Raw genomic sequence first — 20,526 nt, forward strand, 5'->3', positions numbered from 1 at the left:
TCATGGCAGCCACCCGCCGCCCCATAGCCCTCGCCGCCGCTGTCGCCACCGCGGCCGCCCTCGGCGCGACGTTCGCCCTCCCCGCCCTCGCGGCCGACACCACGGCTCCGGCCGCCGCGCCCGCGGCCACCATGGAGCTGACCGACGGCACGCTCGACTGGGGCTTCAAGGAGTCCTTCCGCAGATACATCGGCGGCGCGGGCACGATCACCGTCAAGGACGGCGCCACCCAGGCGGCCGGCAACGGGGTCTTCACCTTCGGCAACGGCAAGGGCACGTACGACACGACCACCCACGGCACCGACACCGCCTTCGACGGCAGCGTCAACTTCAACGCCCACGGCGGTGTCCTCGACATCACCATCTCCGACGTCAAGGTCTCCACGGCCGGAACCTCCGGCGCCGTCACCGTCGACCTGAAGACCCCGGAGGGCACCCAGGACGACGTCGCGTTCGCCGAGCTCGACCTGTCGGGGGTCCGCCCCGGCCAGGGCGAGGGCGGCGCGATGGTCTTCAAGGACATCCCCTCGAAGCTGACGAAGGCCGGTTCCGCCGCCTTCAACGGCATGTACGCGGAGGGCGAGGTCCTCGACCCGGCCACCCTGTCGGTCAAGGCGGTCACACCCCCGACCGAGGAGCCGACGGACAAGCCGACGGAGGAGCCCACCGAGAAGCCGACGGAGAAGCCCACCGAGAAGCCGACGGTCACGCCCACGGAGAAGCCCACGGAGAAGCCCACCACCCCGGCCCCCACCGCGTCGGCCACCACCCCGGCGGCCGAGCAGGGCGAGCTCGTGGACGGCACCCTGGACTGGGGCGTCAAGGAGTCCTTCCGCTCCTACGTCACCGGCCCCATCGCGAACGGCAAGGTCGAGACGACGGGCGGCGCCACTGCTTCGGCCACCGGCTACCACTTCCCCGACGCGACGGGCAGCTTCGACGCCGACGAGCAGACCCTGGACGCCGAGTTCGACGGCCAGGTCCGCTTCCTGGGCCACAAGGAGGGCGACGCCTACACGCTCGACCTCTCCCTCACCGGCCTCGAGGTCCAGGTGAAGGACGGCGCCGGCACCCTGGTCGCCGACGTCTCCAGCAAGGACCGGGAGACCAAGAAGGTCACCACCTACACCGACCTCGCCCTCGCCGACCTGAAGCTCCCCAGCGGTGAACTCGCCGCGAAGGACGGCGTGGTGACCCTCTCCGCCGTGCCGGCCACCCTGACCGCCGACGGCACCAAGGCATTCGGCGGCATGTACACCGAGGGCACCCAGCTCGACGCCCTGACCGTCTCCGTCGCCCTCGACGAGGACGCCGAACTCCCGGGCGCCACCGGCGGATCCGGCACCACCGGCGGCAGCGGCTCCACCACCGGTTCCACGACCGGCGGCAGCGGAACCGTCGGCGGCGGCACCGTGGGGGGCTCGGCCTCCCTCGCCTCCACCGGCTCCGACGTCCCGGCCGGCGCCCTCGCCGCCGCCGCGGGCGTCGTCGTGGCGGCGGGCGCCGGAGTGGTGATCGCGGCGCGTCGTCGTCGTACCGCCTGATCCCCGTCCCCCCACGGCGCCAGGGCCGCACCGGCACACATCGTGCCGGTGCGGCCCTGTGGCGTAGGAGGGCCCCGCGCGGTGCTTGAATGCGCGTGTGAACGACTTCGAGGTACCCGAAGGCATCGACGTACTGCGCGTGTTCTGCGGCCCGGACGGCCGCCACGGCAACGCGCTGGGCGTCGTGCGCGACGGGCGCAGGTATCCCGGCAACGAGTCCCGGCAGGCGCTCGCACGGAAGCTCGGCTTCAGCGAGACCGTGTTCGTGGACGACCCGGAGCGCGGCACCGTCGACATCCGCACCCCCGGGCTGCGGCTGCCGTTCGCGGGACACCCGCTCGTCGGCGCGGCCTGGCTGCTCGACCTGGAGGTGCTGGAGCTGCCCGTCGGGGACGTGACGGCCCGCCAGGACGGCGAGTTCACCTGGATCACGGCCCGCCCGGAGTGGGCGCCGCCGAGGACCCTGGAGCGATACGCGTCGGCCGCGGAGGTCGAGGCGCTGACGGAGCCGCCGCCCGGCGAGGGCTGGCTCTACGTCTGGGCCTGGGAGGACGAGGCCGCCGGCCGCGTACGGGCCCGGGCCTTCCCCCGGCGCGACGACCACATCGACGAGGACGAGGCGACCGGCGCCGCGGCGATGCTGCTGAGCGCCGAACTCGGCCGGGCCCTGAACATCACACAAGGACGCGGCTCCCAGATCCTCACCGCACCCGCGCCGGACGGCACGATGGAGGTCGGGGGCCGCGTCCTTCTGGTGGTCGCTTCCTGATCACGCGCTCAGCGGGAAGACCTCGCCCAGCTCGCGGAAGACGGCGGTGTTCAGCGCGAAGGCGCGCTTGCACTCGTCGACGATGCGCTGCTTCTCCAGATCGTCCGCGTTCACCGCGTCCAGCAGCTCCCGGTACTCCCGCTTGAACGCGGCCGGGTTGGAGATCTGCTCGAACACGTAGAACCGCACCCCGTCGCCCTTGCGCTCGAAGCCCCAGGTCTTCTCCGCCGTACCGCGGATGATCTGGCCGCCCGAGAGATCGCCGAGGTAACGGGTGTAGTGGTGGGCCACATAACCTGCGGGCCACTCACGGGCGCACTCGGCGACCCGCTCGGCGTACGCCACGGTCGCGGGCAGCGGCTCCAGCCCCTCGCGCCACCCCTCGCCCCGCAGATGACCCAGGTCGCGCTCCAGCTCGGCCGTGCGCATCAGCTCCGGCTGGATGAAGGGCCCGGCGACCGGGTCCTGGCGCAGGGCCTCCGCGCCGTCCTCCAGCGCCCGGTAGACGAACCACAGCTGCTCGGTGTAGCGCGTGTAAGCGTCCACCCCGAGCCGTCCGCCGAGCATGTCGCTCATGAAGGACGAGGACTCCGCCTCCGTGTGCTGCTCGTGCGAGGCGGTGCGGATGAGCGTCGAGAAGGGCGTGGTGGTGGCGGTCGAGTCCAAGGCGGGCCTCCGGGGACCGAGGGGACGGGAAGTCCGGACAGAAACGGATGTACCGGCAGCAGCTGTACATGCTGCCGCGCACCGATATGCTGATCCTCCTACTTAGGCATACCTAAGTCAACAGGTTCCCGACCGTCTGTCGGTAAAATCGGCGCGCTACGGAAGCGTGAGGATCTCCGCCCCGGTCTCCGTCACGACCAGTGTGTGCTCGAACTGCGCCGTCCGCTTCCGGTCCTTCGTCACCACGGTCCAGCCGTCGTCCCACATGTCGTAGTCATGGGTCCCGAGCGTGAGCATCGGCTCGATGGTGAACGTCATCCCGGGCTGCATCACGGTCGTCGCGTGCGGGCTGTCGTAGTGCGGGATGATCAGCCCGGAGTGGAACGAGGAGTTGATCCCGTGCCCGGTGAAGTCCCGCACCACCCCGTAGCCGAACCGCTTCGCGTACGACTCGATGACGCGCCCGATCACATTGATCTGCCGTCCGGGACGCACCGCCTTGATGGCCCGGTTCAGTGACTCCCGGGTGCGCTCCACGAGCAGCCGCGACTCCTCGTCGACGTCCCCGCAGAGGTAGGTGGCGTTGTTGTCGCCGTGCACACCGTCGATGTACGCCGTGACGTCGAGGTTCACGATGTCGCCGTCGCGCAGCACGGTCGAGTCGGGGATGCCGTGGCAGATGACCTCGTTGAGCGAGGTGCAGAGCGACTTCGGGAAGCCCCGGTAACCGAGGGTCGACGGGTACGCCCCGCGGTCCACCATGAACTCATGGGCCACCCGGTCGAGTTCGTCGGTGGTGACCCCCGGCGCGATGTGCTTGGCGGCCTCCTCCATCGCCTGCGCCGCGATACGGCCCGCGATCCGCATGCGCTCCACGGTGTCGGAGTCCTGGACCTCGGGCCCGGTGTACGGCGTGGGGGCGGGCTTCCCCACGTACTCGGGGCGCCGGATCCTTCCGGGCACGGAACGGACGGGAGTGATCTCCCCTGGTACGAGAAGCGACTGGCCAGACATGTCAGCGAGTCTAACCAGCGTGCTCGGGGCACCATGGCAACGAGGAAAGGATCCCGCAATGGCCCTGTTCAAGAAGCGCACGGTGGGCAAACCGGGCGAATGGTACTACTGCCTGGAACACAAGAAGGTCGAGGAGGGCCCCGAGTGCCCGGGCAAGGACCGGTTCGGCCCGTACGCCACCCCGGGGGAGGCCCAGCACGCCATGGACACGGCGCGTGAGCGGAACCTGGAGTGGGAGAACGACCCGAAGTGGCACGACCGCACGGACAAGCCCACGGACGAGACGCCTTAGGCGGCATCCGCGACGTCCCGCATGCCCGGCCCGTGGCCGCTCACCAGCGGGCCGGGGGCGGCGCCGTCAGCTGGTCGGCCAGGCGGGAGAGGCGGTCGCGGAAGGTGCGGCGGCCCCGGGGAGAAGGGGCGCCGTTCTCTCCCGCCGCCGCGCTGACCAGGTGCTGGACCGTGTCCAGGTCCACCTCGTCGCCGTCGGAGACCGTGAGCGCCTCATGGGCCAGGCCCCGCACCTCCGGGTCGCCGCCGTCCAGCGCGAGCACCGTCGCCCCGGCCCGCCGCGCGTCGTGCACCCGTTCCAGCAGGCCGCCGTCCGGCTGCTCGGGCGCCACCACGAGCAGCGTCTCACCGCGCCCCGCCGCCTCGATCCGGCCCAGACCCACGGCCAGGTGCACCGGGTCGTCCGGCTCCACCCGGTGGCGTACGAGCGTGGGGCGCAGCTGCGGCAGCCCCGACCACGTCGACTCGTCCACCAGGTGCGCGGCCATGTGCCACGGCTCGTAGACCTCGGTCCCCACCAGCAGCAGCCCGCCGCCCTGCGGAACGACCGAGGACCGCAGGGTCCGGGCGAACCCCCGTGCCGCCTCCGGCCACTCCGTCCCGGCGAGCACCTCACGCAGCAACGCGACACGTACGGCATCCATGGCCCGGCATCATGCCGCTGTCCCGGCCCCGTGACCCCCCGAACGCCTCCGATCCACCCGAACGGGAAGCGTGGGGCCGGGCCGGAGCGGCCATCCCTACCTGGCAGTAGGGTCGGCTCCATGACTACGAATGACAGTGGAAGCGCCCCCAAGCCCCCCGCCAAGGACCCCTGGGACCTCCCCGATGTGTCCGGCCTGACCGTGGGCGTACTCGGCGGTACCGGCCCCCAGGGCCGTGGCCTCGCCTACCGTTTCGCGCGCGCCGGACAGAAGGTCGTCATCGGCTCGCGCGCCGCCGACCGTGCCGAGGCCGCCGCCGCCGAGCTGGGCCACGGCGTCGAGGGCGCGGACAACGCGGAGTGCGCGCGCCGCAGCGACATCGTGATCGTCGCCGTGCCGTGGGACGGCCACGCCAAGACGCTGGAATCACTGCGCGAGGAACTCGCCGGGAAGATCGTCGTCGACTGCGTCAACCCGCTCGGCTTCGACAAGAAGGGCGCCTACGCCCTGAAGCCCGAGGAGGGCAGCGCCGCCGAGCAGGCCGCCGCCCTGCTGCCCGACTCGCGGGTCACCGCGGCCTTCCACCACCTGTCGGCGGTGCTCCTCCAGGACGAGACGATCGAGGAGATCGACACCGATGTGCTCGTGCTGGGCGAGGCACGTGCCGACACCGACACCGTGCAGGCGCTCGCGAGCCGCATCCCCGGCATGCGAGGCGTCTTCGCGGGCCGGCTGCGCAACGCGCACCAGGTGGAGTCGCTGGTCGCGAACCTGATCTCCGTCAACCGCCGCTACAAGGCACACGCGGGGCTGCGCACCACCGACGTGTAGGAGCGGCTGCCGGTGGGCCCTGCCCGGAGCCGAAACGGGCATGAGGGACACTGGACGGGACCGCGCACCATCCCCGGACAGGAGCACCAGCCCTCATGCCCCGCCTCGCTCTCTACGCCAGCATCGTCTGCGTCCTCGCCGTCGCCGCGGCCGTGGTCTCCTTCGTCCAGGGCAGCATCCTGCCGGGCGTCGTCTGGGTGCTGCTGGCCGGCCTCTCCTCCAACATGGCGTGGTTCTACCTGCGCCGGCAGCGGGCGGAATCCCGCGCCGAAGCGGCCTAGGGCCTTTCGTTTGGATCAGGCCGGGCTCGCGTGCCCTGGTGCCGCACCTCGCGGCGTTGTCGTCACTCTTCCCCAAGGTCTCGGCTCCGCTCGACCAGGGGAGACCCCAAACGCTCCGCGTTGACTCCCTCCTCCGCCTTGCGATGCACGGCACCAGACCCCGCTCCCTGATCCGGCCTGATCCAAACGAAAGGCCCTAGCGGATCAGCGCGCAGCCCGGGTCCTGGTCGCCGAACCACTCCTGCCAGAAGCGGTAGGTGTCGAGCCCGCAGTACGTCTCGACCTCGCTGACGCCCAGGCCCCGCAGCAGCGCGTCCACCCCGTCGAAGAAGAACCCGTTGACCTCCGGGACCCACAGGAGCGCGAAGACGGCGATCAGCCCGAACGGCGCGAACGGTTCCACCTGACGGCGGACCTTGTACGAGAGCCACGGCTCGATCACGCCGTAGCCGTCGAGGCCCGGCACGGGCAGCGAGTTCAGGATGGCCGCCGTCACCTGGAGCAGCGCCAGGAACGCCAGCGCGAACCGGAAGGTCAGCGGAACGCCGTCCAGGGCGTCCAGCCAGAACGGCGCCGTGCAGACGATCGCGAACAGCACGTTCGTCAGGGGGCCGGCCGCCGAGATCAGGCTGTGCTTCCAGCGCCCGCTGATGCGGCCCCGCTCGATGAAGACCGCCCCGCCCGGCAGACCGATGCCGCCCATGATCACGAACAGCACGGGCAGCACGATGCTCAGCAGGGCGTGGGTGTACTTGAGCGGGTTGAGCGTCAGATAGCCCTTCGCCCCGATCGAGATGTCACCGCTGTGCAGCGCGGTGCGCGCGTGCGCGTACTCGTGGAGGCAGAGCGAGACGATCCACGCCGCGGTGACGAAGAGGAAGACCGCGAAGCCGGTCTGCTCGGCGAAGTCCGTCCACACCGCCCAGCCCGAGACGGCCATGACGGCGACGATCCCGAGGAAGATCGGGCTGACCCGCCGGTCGCTGGGTCGGCGGAACGCGGTGGTCATCGCAGGCTCTCCTGAGGGGCTGGACGGCGGCTGGAGCCCTCGAGCGTACGGGTGAAACGGCGAGAACGTCTCACGGACGGGTGGCAGTTCCCCGGGGGAGGAGCCGTCACGGACAATGGGCGCGTGCACTACGGCATCCTCGGTACCACCCGCGCCCTCCGCGCCGACGGCACGGCCGTCGCACTCGGCGGGCCGCGGCTGCGCGCCCTGCTCACCGTGCTCGCCCTGCAGCCCGGCCGTGCGGTCCCCGCCGGGGTCCTCGTCGACGAGGTCTGGGACGGCGACCCGCCCGCCGACGCCCCCGGCGCCCTCCAGGCCCTCGTGGGCCGGCTCAGGCGCGCGCTGGGCCGCGACGCCGTCGAGTCGGCCGCCGACGGCTACCGCCTCGCCGCCGACCCGGACGCCGTGGACCTGCACCGCTTCGAGCGGCTCGCGGGCGAGGGAGCCCGGGCCCTGGAGGAGGGTGACGCGGCGAAGGCCGCCACCGTCCTCGACGACGCGCTCGCCCTGTGGCGCGGCCCCGCCCTCGCCGACCTGCCGGACCGCGCCGTGGCCGCGGCCCGCTGGGAGGCCAGGCGGCTGGACGCCCGGCGGACCCGGATCGCGGCCGCCCTCGCGCAGGGCCGAGCAGCCGAGGCGCTGCCCGAGCTCGCCGGGCTCTGCGCCGACCACCCCCTGGACGAGCCCCTCCAGGCCCTCCGCATCAGGGCCCTGCGGGACGCCGGACGCACCGCGCAGGCCCTCGCGGCGTACGACGAGGTGCGCACCCTGCTCGCCGACCGGCTCGGCACCGACCCGGGACCCGCACTGCGCGCCCTGTACGAGGGGCTGCTGCACCAGGACCCGCCCGCCCCGGCCCCCGTGCCCGCCCCCCATGTCGCGCCGGCGGGCAATCTGCGGGCCAGGCTCACGAGCTTCGTGGGACGGGAGGCGGACATCGCCGCCCTGCGCGAGGACCTGACCCGGGCCCGGCTGGTCACCCTTCTGGGCCCCGGCGGCGCGGGCAAGACCAGGCTCTCCCAGGAGGTGGCCGAGTCCGTCGACCGGGCCGCCTGGCCGGACGGCGTATGGCTGGCCGAGCTCGCACCGGTCGACGACCCCGAGGCGGTGCCGGAGGCCGTCCTCACCGCGCTCGGCGGCCGCGAGACCGTGCTGCGCGGGGCGGGCGCCGAGGAGCTCCGGGCGGCGGAGCGGGGCGCGGGCGAACCGCTCGCCCGGCTCACCGAACGCTGCTCCGGGCGCCGCATACTGCTGCTCCTGGACAACTGCGAGCACCTCATCGAGGCCGCCGCCGCCCTCGCCGACCATCTGCTGGCCCGCTGCCCCGGGCTCACCGTGCTCGCGACCAGCCGTGAACCCCTCGGCGTACCGGGTGAGTTCGTACGGCCGGTCGACCCGCTGCCCGATCCGGTGGCGCTGCGCCTGTTCGCCGACCGGGGGGCCGCCGCGCTGTCCGGCTTCCGGGTCGACGCGGACGAGGAGACGGCGGCGGCCTGCGCCGAGATCTGCCACCGTCTCGACGGGCTCCCGCTCGCCATCGAGCTGGCCGCGGCCCGGCTGCGCATGCTCACCCCGCGTCAGATCGCCGGCCGTCTCGACGACCGGTTCCGCCTGCTGACCAGCGGCAGCCGCACCGTACTGCCGCGCCAGCAGACCCTGCGCGCGGTCGTCGACTGGTCCTGGGACCTCCTGGACGAGGACGAACGCACCGTCCTGCGGCGGCTGTCGGTCTTCTCCGGCGGCTGCACCCTCGGCGCCGCGGAGGCCGTCTGCGCGGACCGGCTGCAGGACGGGCAGGACGTGGCGGGGGTGCTCGGCTCGCTCGTCGACAAGTCCCTCGTCGTCGCCGCACCCGCCGCGGACGGCCGGATGCGCTACCGCCTCCTGGAGACCGTCGGGGAGTACGCCGCCGAACGGCTCGGCGAGGCGGAGGAGCGGGACGCCGTCGAACGGCAGCACCTCGTGTTCTACCGGGAGCTGGCCCGCACCACCGACCCCGAACTGCGGGGCCCCGGACAGCTCGCCGCCCTCGAACTCCTCCAGCGCGAGTACGAGAACGTGCGCACCGCGCTCCGGCACGCCGTGGCCGCCCGCGACGAGCAGGAGACGCTCTGCATGGTGCTCTCGCTCGCCTGGTACTGGCAGATGCGGGACCTGCGCAGCGACGCCCTCCAATGGGCCGAGGCCGCCTCCGCGCTCGGCCCCGACCCCTTCGCCGGGCCCGCCCGCCCCGCCCCCTCGCTCGTCGAGCGCTGCACCGACGCGCCGCCGCCGATGGGCCCCGAGCTGCTCCAGGAGGCGCGGCGCCAGGTCGCGCTGGTGGGGATGGCGAGCCTGGACCACGCGATGGACGTCTGGGCCGACAAGGCGGGTCTGGAACGGCTGCGGGTCGTCGCCGCCACCTACCGGGCCGGGCAGCCGCAGACCTGCCGCAGCATGGGGATGCTCTGGTTCTTCGCCGTGATGCTCACCGGGGACGTGTCCGACCCGAGGGAGCTGCTGGACGAGACGGTCCACGCCGCACGGGAGCTCGGCGACGACTGGGAGCTGGCCACCACGCTCCAGATGCGCGCCAACGTGCTGGCCAACCGGCCCGACTGGGCGGCCGCCGCCCGTGCGGACGCCGACGAGAGCCTGGAGATCTTCGGCCGCCTCGGCGACGACTGGGGTGCGGCCGAGGCGCTCTCCTCACGGGGCGAGGCCAACGAGAAGACGGGCGACTGCGCCCGGGCCGCCGAGGACTACCTGGCGGCGATCGGCTACGCGGAGAAGCTCGGCGCCCGGGCCCAGGTGCTGGTGCTCCGTACGCGCTACGCCGCCGCGCTGACGGAGCTCGGCCGGGGAGCGGAGGGCGAGGCGATCCTCCGGGAGGTGCTGGCCGAGGGCCGGCACGCGGGACACGAGGCGACGGCGTTCGCCCGGTTCTTCCTGGCCATGTATCTGGGCATGTCCGGCCGGACCGTGGAGGCACGTGAGCAACTGACCGTGCTGCACGAGCACTTCAGGGACGCGTCCATGGGGTTCTTCGAGGCGTTCGTGCTGGGCGGCGTCGCCTGGCTGGACAACGAGGAGGGGCTGTACGCGGATGCCCTGGCCCGCGGCCAGGAGGCGCTGGCCCTGGCCGACGACCGGTTGTCGCAGATGGTGGCCCCGCAGATGCACGTACTCCACCTGGTCACCGTGGCACGGGCGCTGGCGGGGCTCGGCGGTGAGCGGCGGGCCACGCTCGCGGCGCGGCTGCTGGGCGCGGGAGCGGCGCTGCTGCCGGACGAGCACGTGACGACGTCGCTGGAGCGGAGCAACGTCGCCGCGGCCGAGGGGCTGGCCCGCGGTGTTCTCGGGGACGCCGCCTACGAGGCCGCGTACACCGAGGGCGGCGGCCTCTCCCAGAAGGAGGCCACCGCCCTCGCGGAGACGTACGCCGACTAGCCGGTGACCCACCCCGGCCGCCCGGTGGTGCGTCAGGACTTCTTGCGGAACTTCGACACCGCGAGCGGTGCCATCACCGCGGTGATGACCACGGTCCAGCCGAGCGTCAGCCAGACCGAGTGGCCGAGCGGGCCGCCCATCATCAGGCCACGGGCCGAGTCGGCCAGGTTGGACAGCGGGTTGTAGTCGGTGAACGTCTGAAGCCAGCCCGGCATCGTCTGCGTCGGGGCGAAGATGGAGGAGCCGAACTGGAGCGGCATCATCACGATCATCCCCATCCCCTGCACAGCCTGGGCCGTCTTCATCGTCAGTCCGAGCAGGATGAAGATCCACATGATGGCGGCGCCGAACGCGGCGGCCAGGGCGATCGCCCCCACCAGCCCCAGCACCGATCCGTGGAGCTCCAGGCCGAGCGCGAAGCCCATGCCCAGCAGGATCAGCGTGGCGACCATCATCCGGCCGAGCTCGACCACGATCTTCGCGATGAGCACCGAGGAACGGGCGATCGGCATCGTCCGGAACCGGTCCATGACCCCCTTGCGGAAGTCGTCGTTGACACCGCTTCCGACGGCCATGGCGATGTTCATGCCCATCATCGCCATCAGGCCGGGGATCAGGTAGTTCAGATAGTCCTGCCGGTCACCGCCCAGGCTGCTGCCGACCGAGCCGCCGAAGACGTAGACGAACAGCAGCACGAAGATGACCGGCATCAGGAGCGCGTCGAACATCGACTCCGGATCCTTCTTGATCTGGAGCAGATTGCGCCGCACCAGCGCCCCGATGTGCCGCAGGTTGTTCCGGAGCCCGATCCGGCCCTCGTCGTGGAGGTCCGTGGCCCGGGCGGTCGTGGCCGGGTCGGTGGGGGTGGGCGTCAGAGTCGTCGTGCTCATGCCGCGACCTCCTGGGGAATCGTGTCGGTGACGGTGGCCTTGTCGCCCGTGATGGCGAGGAACACCTCGTCCAGGCTGGGCAGCGCGGTGGCGACGTGCGCCAGCGAGAAGCCCCGGGTGCCCAGCAGGCCGATGACGGCGGTGAGCTGCTCGTCGCTGAGGATCGGTACGTACAGCAGGCCCTCGTCCGGGACCGCCTGCGCGCCCGCGACCCCGTCGAGACCGGTCTCCCGCAGCGCCTGCGCCATCGCGGCCAGCTCGGCCGGGTCCGACGGCCGGATCTGGAGGGTGCGGCCGCCGACCTTCGCCTTGAGCTCGTCGACACCGCCGCGCGCGATGATCCTGCCCTTGTCGATCACGGTGAGCTCGCTGGCGAGCTGCTCGGCCTCTTCCATGTACTGGGTGGTGAGCAGCACGGTCGCCCCCTCCGCGACCATGCGCTGCACCTCGTCCCAGACCTCGTTACGGGTACGGGGGTCGAGCCCCGTCGTCGGCTCGTCCAGATAGAGCACGGCAGGGCTGCCGATCATGGACGCGGCCAGGTCCAGCCGGCGCCGCATGCCGCCGGAGTAGTCCATCGCGGCCTTCTTCGCCGCGTCGGTGAGCGAGAAGCGCTCCAGCAGCTCGTCGGCGCGGGACCGGGCCTTCTTGCGCGGCAGGTCGAGCAGCCGCCCGATCATGTAGAGGTTCTCCCAGCCGGAGAGCTTCTCGTCGACCGAGGCGTACTGGCCGGTGAGGCCTATGGTGCGGCGCAGCTGCCGGGGCTGCTTCACCACGTCGTAGCCCGCCACGACCGCGTGCCCGGCGTCGGGCAGGATCAGGGTGGACAGGCAGCGTACGAGGGTGGTCTTGCCGGCGCCGTTGGGGCCGAGCACGCCGAGGACGGTGCCCTCGCGTACGTCGAGGTCCACACCGTCCAGCGCCTTGGTCTCGCCGTAGTGCTTGACCAGCCCTCGCACCTCGACGGCGTTCCTGCCGTCCCTGAGGTTGTTGTCGTGTCGCTTCATGGACACCATCAGACCAGCCGTCACCGACAAGTCACCGACATGTCGCTGACAGCGGGCCCACAGCAGGCGACAGCCCGCCGATGGGGGAAGTCGGCGGGCTGTCGGTGGTGCGGCAGTGGTCGTGAGGGCGTCAGTGGAAGGTGTGCTCCGCCGCCGGGAACGTGCCGCCGACGACCTCTTCGGCGTACTCCTTGGCGGCGTCGGTGAGCACCTGACGCAGGTTCGCGTACTGCTTGGTGAAGCGTGGGACCTTGCCGCCGGTCAGACCGACCATGTCGGTGTAGACCAGCACCTGCGCGTCCGTGTCGGGCCCGGCGCCGATGCCGACGGTCGGGATGTGCAGGGTGCGGGTGACCTCGGCGGCCAGCTCGGCCGGTACGAGCTCCAGGACGACGGCGAACGCGCCCGCGTCCTGCACCGCCTTCGCGTCGCGCAGCAGCTGCTGCGCCGCCTCCTCGCCGCGGCCCTGCACGCGGTAGCCCATCGCGTTGACGGACTGAGGGGTCAGGCCGATGTGGCCCATGACCGGGATCCCGGCCTCGACCAGGAGCCGGATCTGCTCGTGGGAGCGCTCGCCGCCCTCCAGCTTGACCGCGCCGACACCGGCGTCCTTGATCAGCCGGGTGGCGTTGCGCAGGGCCTGGACCGGGCCCTCCTGGTACGCCCCGAAGGGCAGGTCCGCCACGATGAGGGCGCGCTTCGTGCCCCGTACGACGGCGGCCGAGAGGATGGACATCTCGTCCATGGTGACGGGCACGGTCGTCTCGTAACCGAGGTGACAGTTGCCCATGGAGTCGCCGACGAGCATGACCGGGATGCCGGCCTCGTCGAAGACGGACGCGGTCATCGCGTCGTAGGCGGTGAGCATCGGCCACTTCTCGCCGCGCTCACTGGCGGCGGTGATGTCGTGGACGGTGATGCGGCGGGTGCTCTTGCCCCCGTACAGCGCCTTGCCGGCGCCGGGAGTGGGGCCCGCGGGTGTGGCGGACTGGTTCTGCGCAGCCTGAAGCGACATGGCCAACGGCTCCTTCGTCATCTCGAGGCGCCCTGACGGCGTCCCCGGATCCCTTCCATGGTGGCATCCCGGAACCGTTCCCGGGAAGTGGGCCCACCGCGCCCGGTGAGCGGTGCGCGGCAACCGGGTAAAGTCTTTCCAATACGAGACGGTCTCGTATTGGAAGTCGGCTAGGGTCGGGCGCATGTCCATACCGTCCGGCGCTCCCGCCGCCGCGCCCCGCGTCCCGGAGGCGGTCCACCGCCGCCGCTGGGCCATCCTCGGCGTCCTCATGTTCAGCCTGCTCATCGTCGTTCTGGACAACTCGATCCTGAACGTCGCGGTCAAGACGATCGCCAGCCCCGCGCCGACCGGTATCGGCGCCACCCAGAGCGAGCTCGAGTGGGCGATCAACTCGTACACGCTCGTCTTCGCGGGCCTCCTCTTCACCGCCGGACTCCTGGGCGACCGCATCGGCCGCAAGAAGGTCCTGCTGGCCGGCATCCTCGTCTTCGGCATCGGCTCGGCCCTGGCCGCGCTCTCCACCTCGCCCGGCGAGCTCATCACCTGGCGCGCGCTGATGGGCTTCGGCGCGGCGTTCGTGATGCCCGCCACCCTCGCCGTCCTGATGAACGTCTTCGAGCGCGACGAGCAGCCCAAGGCCATCGGCATCTGGGCCGGCAGCGTCGGCCTCGGCATCGCGATCGGCCCGATCACCGGCGGGCTGCTCCTGGAGCACTTCTGGTGGGGCTCGATCTTCCTGGTCAACGTGCCCGTGGTGGTCATCGCGCTCGTCGCCATGGCGATCCTCGTGCCCGACTCCCGGGACCCCGACCCCGGCCGCGTCGACCCGTTCGGGGTCGTCCTGTCCATCGTCGGCCTGGTCCTGCTGGTCTACGGCATCATCCGCGGCGGCGAGCTCGCCTCCTTCACCGACCTCACCGTCCTCGCACCGCTGATCGGCGGTCTGCTGGTGCTCGCCGGCTTCGTCTGGCACGAGAAGCGCAGCACCCACCCGTCGATCGACATCTCCTACTTCCGCAAGCCCGCCTTCTCCGCCGCTGTCGCCGCCATCGCGCTGGTCTTCTTCGCGCTGATGGGCGTCACCTTCTTCTCCGCGTTCTACCTGCAGAGCGTGCGCGGCTACACCGCGCTCGAGTCCGGGCTGCTGATCCTGCCGCTCGCCGCCGCGCAGATGATCTTCGCGCCGCGCGCCCGGCTGGTCGTCGACCGGTTCGGGGCCAAGGCGGTCTGCACCGTCGGCATGCTGCTCGTCGCGGCCGGCCTCGCGGCCTTCGCGCTGTTCGACGCGGACACCCCGCTCTGGGTGCTGTGCCTGGTCTTCTTCGTCCAGGGCACCGGCATGGCGCACATCATGCCGCCGGTCACCGTCGCCGTGATGCAGGCCCTGCCGCGCGAGCGGGCGGGCTCGGGCTCCGCCATCAACAACACGTTCCGCCAGGTCGGCGGGGCGCTCGGCATCGCCGTACTCGGCTCGGTGCTCTCCACGGTCTACCGGGGCGACATCGAGGGCCACCTCGACGGCGTACCGGCCGCCGCGCGGGACGTCGCGGGCGAGTCCATCGAGGCGACCCTCGGCGTCGCCGAGAAGCTGGGCCCGGCCGGCAAACCGCTGGTCGCCGCGGCGAACGACGCCTTCATCGGGGCGATGCACGTCACCGCGCTCGGCTCGGCGGCGGTCGCCCTGATCGGCGCGGCCGTGGTGGCCGCGTTCCTGCCGGGCCGGGCTCCCGCGCAGGGGAAGCCGGACCCGGGCGAGCCGGCCGGAGTCCAGCAGGCAGCCGAGGAGCCGGCGCGCCAGTCCTGATCCGCCGCCCCCGGCCGGGGGAGTGTCGCTCTTCCCCGGCCGGTCGGCGAGAATCGGACGTACGGCGAACCGAGAACCGGACGTACGGCGAACAGCGACGGCGGACGGCGCAGCGAGAGGCGGCCCACGTGCGGCAGGCGGCACAGAACCCGGTGCAGGACCCCGGGCAGGACCCGGCCGCGGGCCCGCCCTGCCAGGGGCAGGAGCCTCGCCGCGGCCGCCCCCGCAGCGCGGCCGCGGAGCGGGCGATCCTGGACGCCGTCGTGGAGCTGCTGGAGTCGGGGGAGACCCTGGACGGCCTGTCCATCGAGCGCGTCGCCCGCACCGCGGGCGTCGGCAAGGCCACCATCTACCGCCGCTGGAGCGGCAAGGAGGAGCTCTTCGTCGACGTACTGCGCGACATCGAGCCCGCCGAGCCCACCGTCTCCGGCACGGCCGGCCTGGACGATCTGCGCGTCCTGCTGGAGTCCATGCGGACGCGCGGTCTCGCCCAGCGCTCCTCCACCCTCCTGCACAACGTGTTCGTGCAGATGAAGAAGCACCCCAGGCTCTGGACCGAGTACCAGACCACCGTCATCGGGCCCCGGCGCGACGCGATGCTGGCCGCCGTGGGGCGGGCGGTGGACGCCGGGGAGCTCCGCGACGACCTCGACGTGGAGCTCATGGACGATCTGTTCCTGGGGCCCATGCTGGTCCGTACCGTCCACCGCCCCGACGCGGCTCTGCCGGAGGACCTGGCCGACCGCATCATCCGGACCCTCCTCCAGGGCCTCGCGCCGCATTCGGCGAACGCGCAGGTCACAGCCGAGGAACCAGCGGCCGCCCCGGCGTGAGCGTACTGTCACGAGCCTCACAACCGACCCCGCGGCCGGAACCCTCCGCACCGGATCCGTCGTCCTGATGGCAGTACGGCCGTCGTCGACGGCAGGAACGGCGTCACCCATCGCCTAGGGTCGGGAGGCGCGGTGATGTGTACGGCAAGGCAGTGAGGACGAGCGCAATGGTGCAGGCGTACAGGGCGGACACCGAGGACGCCGACGCGGGGCCCCGGGCGGGCTCCCGATTCCGGGCCCTGCTACACGGACTGGCCTCCGACCGGGGCATCTGGCGGCGCGGCATCCTCCTGGCGCTCTGCTCGGTGTTCCTGACCGTCGTGATGGTCTTCCACTCGGACATCCCGAACACCATCGGCAACCTGGGCAGCCTCATCGAGACGTTCCTGCCCTGGCTCGGCGTGCTCCTGCCGGTGCTGCTGATCCTCGGCCTGGTCCGGCGCTCCGCCACCGCGGTGATCGCCCTCGTCCTGCCGGTCGCGGTCTGGCTCAACCTCTTCGGCGGCCTGCTGTTCGCCGACAAGTCGGGCACCGGCGGCGACCTCACGGTCGCCACGCACAACGTCAACGCCGGCAACCCCGACCCCGCGGGCACCGCCCAGCAGGTCGCGGGCTCCGGCGCGGACATCGTGGCGCTCCAGGAACTGCCGACCGGCAAGGTGGCGGCGTACGAGGACGCGCTCGCCGACCGCTACCCGCACCACTCCGTCCAGGGCACCGTCGGCCTGTGGAGCAAGTACCCGGTGACGGACTCCAGCCCCGTCGACATCAAGCTGGGCTGGACCCGCGCCATGCGGGCCACGGTCACCACCCCCGAGGGCAAGGTGAAGGTGTACGTCGCCCACCTCCCCTCCGTGCGGGTCAAGCTGAACGCGGGCTTCACCGCCAACCAGCGCGACGACAGCGCGGACGCGCTGGGCGAGGCGATCGCCGACGAACCCCTGGAGCGGGTGGTCCTGCTCGGCGACCTGAACGGCACCATGAACGACCGCTCGCTGCACGCGGTGACGGCCCAGATGCGCTCCACCCAGGGCGCGGCGGGCGACGGCTTCGGCTTCAGCTGGCCGGCGGCGTTCCCGATGGCCCGGATCGACCAGATCATGGTCCGGGGCGTCGAACCCCTCGCCTCCTGGACCCTGCCCGCCACGGACAGCGACCACCTGCCGATCGCGGCCCGCGTGCAGCTGTGAGCGCCGCCGCCGCCTTTCGGTGAGGCGGTACGCTCTCCCGCCCCTCTCATGTCCCGTGCGCACACCGGACATTCCACCGTGTCGCTGTCCTCGCGCCCCCGCGCGTGACGACGGGCGCGGCCCGCATCCCCTGCACACCGCTCGTTCCTCCGACGGTTCCGCACAAGGGGTCTCCTTCTCACACCGGGCGCACCTGGCCCCGGCGCCGGGCGCTGCTGCTCCTCCTCGGCGTCTTCGTCGCCGTCCACTCCGCCCTGCCGTCACCTAGAGCGCGTACTGCACCTCCGTCAGGCGCTCGGACAGCTCCCACAGGCGTACGCCCGTCGCCGGGTCGGCCCATGCCGGTGAAGGGCTGGCGCGCACCGGGGCACCCCGCAGCTCGGCCGGGCCGTCCGGGCCGATGAACTCGCCGCCCCGCACCCCCGGGTCGGTCGCCGCGAACAGCTGCGGCAGGGCGCCGTGCTCCGGCCGCTGGGCGAACAGGGGGTTGCCGATGCGGCCGAGCAGCAGGCGCCACAGGCCCACCGGGGTGCCCTTCTGCAGTCCGGTGGCGGTGTATCCGGGGTGGGCGAGCACGCTGCGAACCGGACTTCCGGCCCGGGGGTGGACCGGCCGAGTGACGTCCACATCACACCCCGACGCAACGGCATGTTCACGTCCGGGCATAAAACGTCTGAGAGACTTTGTTCCGACGGGATACATAACCCGTCCCGGCAAAGAAGCCGACGCTCCCGCACACACACCGCCGCCGCCCGGCCCTCCACGGCCCGGGCGGGCCCCCGCCCGAAAGGTCCTCTCCATGCCCCTGGCCCTGCTCGCCCTCGCTGTGAGCGCCTTCGGCATCGGCACCACCGAGTTCGTGATGATGGGCCTGCTGCCCAACGTCGCGGACGATCTGGGAACGTCCGTGCCCACCGCCGGTTACCTCGTCTCGGCGTACGCGATCGGCGTCGTCCTCGGTGCCCCGCTGCTCACCGGCCTCGGCTCCAGGATCCCGCGCAAGCGGATGCTCCTGCTGCTGATGGCCGTCTTCACCGTCGGCAACCTCGCCTCCGCCTTCGCCCCCGACTTCGGCTGGCTGCTGGCCGGCCGCTTCCTGGCCGGGCTGCCGCACGGTGCCTTCTTCGGCGTCGGCGCGGTCGTCGCCGCCCGCCTCGTGCCCGACGGGCGCCAGGCCCGTGCCGTCGCCACCATGTTCCTCGGCCTGACCGTGGCCAACATCGTCGGCGTACCGGCCGCCACCCTGCTGGGACAGCACCTCGGCTGGCGCGCCACGTTCATGGTGGTCGCGGTGATCGGCCTGGCCGCGATGGCCGCGCTCGCCCGCCTCGTGCCGCAGATCCCCGTCGAGGCGCACCAGAACGTACGCCGTGAACTGAGCGCGCTCGGCAACCGGCAGGTCGTCCTCGGCCTGCTCACCGCCGTCCTCGGCTTCGCCGGTGTCTTCGCCGTCTACTCCTACCTCTCGTCCATGACGACCGAGGCGATGGGCTTCGGCGAGTCCTCGGTGACGCTCGTCCTCGCCCTCTTCGGCATCGGGATGACCCTCGGCGCACTCGCCGCGGGACCCCTGACCGACCGGGCGCTGCGCCCCACCCTCTACGGCTCGCTGGGCGCCCTCGCGGTCGTCCTAGTCGTCTTCCCGTTCACCGTCCATGTGCAGTGGGCCGCGCTGGTCATGGTCGTACTGCTCGGCGGCGTCGGCTTCATGACGACCACACCGCTGCAGATGCTCGTGATGAACAAGGCGAAGGACGCCCCCACCCTGGCGTCCGCCTCCAACCACTCCGCCTTCAACCTCGCCAACGCGGGCGGGGCCTGGCTCGGCGGGGTCGCCATCGCGGCGGGCTGGGGCTGGACCTCTCCGGCCCTGGTCGGCGCGGTGCTGGCCGTGGCCGGACTCGCCGTTGCGGTCACGGCGGGCGTGCTGGACCGTACCCCGGGCACCTCGCGCGTCGTGGCGTCCGGCACCGCCCGCAGCGAGGCGCACGAGCCGGTGGAGACCCACTCCGCCTGAGCGCCTACGACGATGACGGCCCGGCGGGGGCGCCGGACACGCGCCCCCGCCGGCCCGAGCCCCGCCGGCCCGAGCCCAGCCAGGCCGCTGTGACCAGTCCCGCCAGCGCCGCCGGCGGAAGCAGCAGCCGGACATCCACCACGGCGACCAGCCCCGCGCCGCCCGCCAGCGCCACCGCGTTCGGCACCGTCATCAGCGAGTTGGCCGCCGCCGCCGTGCGGCCCAGCACCGCGTCCGGCGTCTCCCGCTGCACCGCCGTCATCGCGGCGATCAGCACACAGGGCAGGCCGGCCCCGATCGCGGCGCTCGCCGCGAGGGCCACCGCGTCACCGCCCAGCGCCCGCGCGCCCACGGCCACCGCGAACACCGCGATCCCCGCCCCGGCGAAGGCCCGCTCCGGCATCCGCCGCAGCAGCGGACCGGCCAGCAGCCCGGCCGCCACGGAACCCGCGCCCTGGAAGGCGTACAGCACCCCGGCGAACGCCGGTGGGCGGCCGAGCGCCTCGACGACGGCGTACACCGCCGCCCCGTTGAGCCCCGCCAGCAGCATCGTCAGCGCTCCGGCGCACACCAGCGGGCGCAGGACCGCCGAACCGCGCAGCAGCCGTATCCCCGCCGCCGTACCGCCCCGGCGCACCCTCGTGCGCGCCGCGCCCGCCGGCTCGCGGACCCGCAGCCGCGCGAAGACCAGCGCGGCCAGCGCGAACGTCACCGCGTCCAGCGCGACCACGGGCACCGCGCCGTACCGGGCGAACAGCCCCGCGCCCGCGAGCGGCGCGAGCAGCTTCATGCCCTCGTTCGCCGTCGTACGCAGCCCGTTGAAGTCGCCCAGCAGCCGAGGGCCGACCGCCCCTGCCACGAGCGCCGCCTCCGCCGCGTCCAGCAGCACCCCGCTCACGCCGTAGACGACCAGCACCGCGAAGAGCACCCCGATCCGGTGGTCGGGGCCGACGAGGAGGAGCGAGCCCATCAGCCCGGCCATCACCAGGTTCACCGAGATCAGCAGGGCCCGGCGGGGCACCAGGTCCGCGACCGCCCCGAGCCAGGGCCCCGCGAGGACCGGCGCCCACATCGCCGCCACCGTCAGGGCGGCCAGACTGTCCGACCCGGTGGCCGACTTCACCCAGACACCCGCCGTCAGCCACATCGCCGAGGTGCCGAACCCCGACACGAGCAGCCCCGTGAGACAGAGTAGGGCCGTCCGGTCCCGCACCACCGCTCCCAGCACCATCCTGCCGCACCCCGCCCCGTCGCCCGGCCCGCACCTGGGGCCATGCTGACGACTGAGG

General features: G+C 72.5%; 18 protein-coding genes and 1 pseudogene. 10 read left to right on the forward strand and 9 right to left on the reverse strand.

Annotated features, from left to right (window positions below):
- The first annotated feature begins 2 nt into the window (after positions 1-2).
- Together ACIRD8_RS01895 and ACIRD8_RS01900 are read left to right on the forward strand one after the other, a co-directional pair.
- On the forward strand, positions 3-1,544 hold the full coding sequence (locus ACIRD8_RS01895; RefSeq protein WP_403984956.1) for an HtaA domain-containing protein: 1,542 nt from the start codon (positions 3-5) through the stop codon (positions 1,542-1,544).
- Between the two features lie 97 nt (positions 1,545-1,641).
- A complete protein-coding gene (locus ACIRD8_RS01900) occupies positions 1,642-2,313 on the forward strand; it encodes a PhzF family phenazine biosynthesis protein (protein WP_403984958.1) in 672 nt (223 codons plus the stop codon).
- On the opposite strand, the gene ACIRD8_RS01905 is transcribed toward ACIRD8_RS01900, so the two are convergent.
- On the reverse strand, positions 2,314-2,979 hold the full coding sequence (locus tag ACIRD8_RS01905) for a heme oxygenase (biliverdin-producing) (protein WP_403984960.1): 666 nt from the start codon (positions 2,977-2,979) through the stop codon (positions 2,314-2,316).
- A 156-nt stretch (positions 2,980-3,135) separates the two neighbouring features.
- The gene (gene map, locus ACIRD8_RS01910; RefSeq protein ID WP_403984962.1) at positions 3,136-3,993 is read right to left on the reverse strand and encodes a type I methionyl aminopeptidase; all 858 of its coding nucleotides are present in this window, start codon (positions 3,991-3,993) and stop codon (positions 3,136-3,138) included.
- 58 nt (positions 3,994-4,051) lie between these two features.
- On the opposite strand from map, the gene ACIRD8_RS01915 reads away from it, so the two are divergent.
- Positions 4,052-4,285 (forward strand): hypothetical protein, encoded by a 234-nt coding sequence (locus ACIRD8_RS01915; RefSeq protein WP_403984964.1) that lies wholly within the window; start codon positions 4,052-4,054, stop codon positions 4,283-4,285.
- Positions 4,286-4,325: 40 nt separating this feature from the next.
- On the opposite strand, the gene ACIRD8_RS01920 is transcribed toward ACIRD8_RS01915, so the two are convergent.
- Positions 4,326-4,928 (reverse strand): hypothetical protein, encoded by a 603-nt coding sequence (locus tag ACIRD8_RS01920; RefSeq protein WP_403984966.1) that lies wholly within the window; start codon positions 4,926-4,928, stop codon positions 4,326-4,328.
- Between the two features lie 120 nt (positions 4,929-5,048).
- Here ACIRD8_RS01920 and npdG point away from each other — a divergent pair, with 120 nt between their 5' ends.
- Together npdG and ACIRD8_RS01930 are read left to right on the forward strand one after the other, a co-directional pair.
- Positions 5,049-5,759 (forward strand): NADPH-dependent F420 reductase, encoded by a 711-nt coding sequence (gene npdG, locus ACIRD8_RS01925; RefSeq protein ID WP_403984968.1) that lies wholly within the window; start codon positions 5,049-5,051, stop codon positions 5,757-5,759.
- Between the two features lie 95 nt (positions 5,760-5,854).
- Positions 5,855-6,040 carry a hypothetical protein gene (locus ACIRD8_RS01930; RefSeq protein ID WP_403984970.1) on the forward strand — a complete coding sequence of 62 codons (186 nt, stop codon included), beginning with the start codon at positions 5,855-5,857 and terminating at the stop codon, positions 6,038-6,040.
- Between the two features lie 196 nt (positions 6,041-6,236).
- On the opposite strand, the gene ACIRD8_RS01935 is transcribed toward ACIRD8_RS01930, so the two are convergent.
- Entirely contained in the window at positions 6,237-7,049 is an 813-nt protein-coding gene (locus tag ACIRD8_RS01935; RefSeq protein WP_403984972.1) for a site-2 protease family protein, read from the reverse strand.
- A 123-nt stretch (positions 7,050-7,172) separates the two neighbouring features.
- Between ACIRD8_RS01935 and ACIRD8_RS01940 the strand changes: the two genes are divergently transcribed.
- Positions 7,173-10,478 carry a BTAD domain-containing putative transcriptional regulator gene (locus ACIRD8_RS01940; protein ID WP_403984974.1) on the forward strand — a complete coding sequence of 1,102 codons (3,306 nt, stop codon included), beginning with the start codon at positions 7,173-7,175 and terminating at the stop codon, positions 10,476-10,478.
- A gap of 32 nt (positions 10,479-10,510) precedes the next feature.
- Here the strand turns inward: ACIRD8_RS01940 and ACIRD8_RS01945 are convergent, their stop codons facing one another.
- From ACIRD8_RS01945 to panB, 3 genes are all read right to left on the reverse strand, one after another.
- A complete protein-coding gene (locus tag ACIRD8_RS01945; RefSeq protein WP_403984976.1) occupies positions 10,511-11,368 on the reverse strand; it encodes an ABC transporter permease in 858 nt (285 codons plus the stop codon).
- On the reverse strand, positions 11,365-12,384 hold the full coding sequence (locus tag ACIRD8_RS01950) for an ATP-binding cassette domain-containing protein (protein WP_403984978.1): 1,020 nt from the start codon (positions 12,382-12,384) through the stop codon (positions 11,365-11,367). The genes ACIRD8_RS01945 and ACIRD8_RS01950 overlap by 4 nt, the downstream gene beginning before the upstream one ends.
- A 121-nt stretch (positions 12,385-12,505) precedes the next feature.
- On the reverse strand, positions 12,506-13,390 hold the full coding sequence (gene panB, locus ACIRD8_RS01955) for a 3-methyl-2-oxobutanoate hydroxymethyltransferase (RefSeq protein ID WP_403984980.1): 885 nt from the start codon (positions 13,388-13,390) through the stop codon (positions 12,506-12,508).
- Between the two features lie 184 nt (positions 13,391-13,574).
- Here panB and ACIRD8_RS01960 point away from each other — a divergent pair, with 184 nt between their 5' ends.
- The 3 genes from ACIRD8_RS01960 (at position 13,575) to ACIRD8_RS01970 (ending at position 17,220) form a co-directional block, all read left to right on the forward strand.
- On the forward strand, positions 13,575-15,197 hold the full coding sequence (locus tag ACIRD8_RS01960; protein WP_403984982.1) for a DHA2 family efflux MFS transporter permease subunit: 1,623 nt from the start codon (positions 13,575-13,577) through the stop codon (positions 15,195-15,197).
- A 128-nt stretch (positions 15,198-15,325) separates the two neighbouring features.
- Positions 15,326-16,030 (forward strand): TetR/AcrR family transcriptional regulator, encoded by a 705-nt coding sequence (locus ACIRD8_RS01965; RefSeq protein WP_403984984.1) that lies wholly within the window; start codon positions 15,326-15,328, stop codon positions 16,028-16,030.
- Between the two features lie 167 nt (positions 16,031-16,197).
- Positions 16,198-17,220 carry an endonuclease/exonuclease/phosphatase family protein gene (locus ACIRD8_RS01970; RefSeq protein ID WP_403985621.1) on the forward strand — a complete coding sequence of 341 codons (1,023 nt, stop codon included), beginning with the start codon at positions 16,198-16,200 and terminating at the stop codon, positions 17,218-17,220.
- A 264-nt stretch (positions 17,221-17,484) separates the two neighbouring features.
- On the opposite strand, the pseudogene ACIRD8_RS01975 reads toward ACIRD8_RS01970, so the two are convergent.
- Positions 17,485-17,817, reverse strand: a pseudogene (locus tag ACIRD8_RS01975) (short-chain dehydrogenase); the annotation flags it as partial.
- Positions 17,818-18,019: 202 nt separating this feature from the next.
- Between ACIRD8_RS01975 and ACIRD8_RS01980 the strand changes: the two are divergent.
- A complete protein-coding gene (locus ACIRD8_RS01980) occupies positions 18,020-19,237 on the forward strand; it encodes an MFS transporter (RefSeq protein WP_403984986.1) in 1,218 nt (405 codons plus the stop codon).
- A 4-nt stretch (positions 19,238-19,241) separates the two neighbouring features.
- On the opposite strand, the gene ACIRD8_RS01985 is transcribed toward ACIRD8_RS01980, so the two are convergent.
- On the reverse strand, positions 19,242-20,468 hold the full coding sequence (locus tag ACIRD8_RS01985) for an MFS transporter (protein ID WP_403984988.1): 1,227 nt from the start codon (positions 20,466-20,468) through the stop codon (positions 19,242-19,244).
- Positions 20,469-20,526 lie beyond the last annotated feature (58 nt).

It is taken from the genome of Streptomyces sp. NPDC102451 (assembly GCF_044765485.1).
In the GTDB taxonomy this organism is placed as follows: Bacteria; Actinomycetota; Actinomycetes; order Streptomycetales; family Streptomycetaceae; genus Streptomyces.

Bases quoted from the DNA above. Each gene is read 5' to 3' on its own strand.
- ACIRD8_RS01895 (WP_403984956.1), top strand. From the start codon at position 3: ATGGCAGCCACCCGCCGCCCCATAGCCCTCGCCGCCGCTGTCGCCACC.
- map (WP_403984962.1), bottom strand. From the start codon at position 3,993: ATGTCTGGCCAGTCGCTTCTCGTACCAGGGGAGATCACTCCCGTCCGT.
- ACIRD8_RS01915 (WP_403984964.1), top strand. From the start codon at position 4,052: ATGGCCCTGTTCAAGAAGCGCACGGTGGGCAAACCGGGCGAATGGTAC.
- ACIRD8_RS01920 (WP_403984966.1), bottom strand. From the start codon at position 4,928: ATGGATGCCGTACGTGTCGCGTTGCTGCGTGAGGTGCTCGCCGGGACG.
- npdG (WP_403984968.1), top strand. From the start codon at position 5,049: ATGACTACGAATGACAGTGGAAGCGCCCCCAAGCCCCCCGCCAAGGAC.
- ACIRD8_RS01930 (WP_403984970.1), top strand. From the start codon at position 5,855: ATGCCCCGCCTCGCTCTCTACGCCAGCATCGTCTGCGTCCTCGCCGTC.
- ACIRD8_RS01935 (WP_403984972.1), bottom strand. From the start codon at position 7,049: ATGACCACCGCGTTCCGCCGACCCAGCGACCGGCGGGTCAGCCCGATC.
- ACIRD8_RS01945 (WP_403984976.1), bottom strand. From the start codon at position 11,368: ATGAGCACGACGACTCTGACGCCCACCCCCACCGACCCGGCCACGACC.
- ACIRD8_RS01950 (WP_403984978.1), bottom strand. From the start codon at position 12,384: ATGGTGTCCATGAAGCGACACGACAACAACCTCAGGGACGGCAGGAAC.
- panB (WP_403984980.1), bottom strand. From the start codon at position 13,390: ATGTCGCTTCAGGCTGCGCAGAACCAGTCCGCCACACCCGCGGGCCCC.
- ACIRD8_RS01960 (WP_403984982.1), top strand. From the start codon at position 13,575: ATGTCCATACCGTCCGGCGCTCCCGCCGCCGCGCCCCGCGTCCCGGAG.
- ACIRD8_RS01970 (WP_403985621.1), top strand. From the start codon at position 16,198: ATGGTGCAGGCGTACAGGGCGGACACCGAGGACGCCGACGCGGGGCCC.
- ACIRD8_RS01980 (WP_403984986.1), top strand. From the start codon at position 18,020: ATGCCCCTGGCCCTGCTCGCCCTCGCTGTGAGCGCCTTCGGCATCGGC.
- ACIRD8_RS01985 (WP_403984988.1), bottom strand. From the start codon at position 20,468: ATGGTGCTGGGAGCGGTGGTGCGGGACCGGACGGCCCTACTCTGTCTC.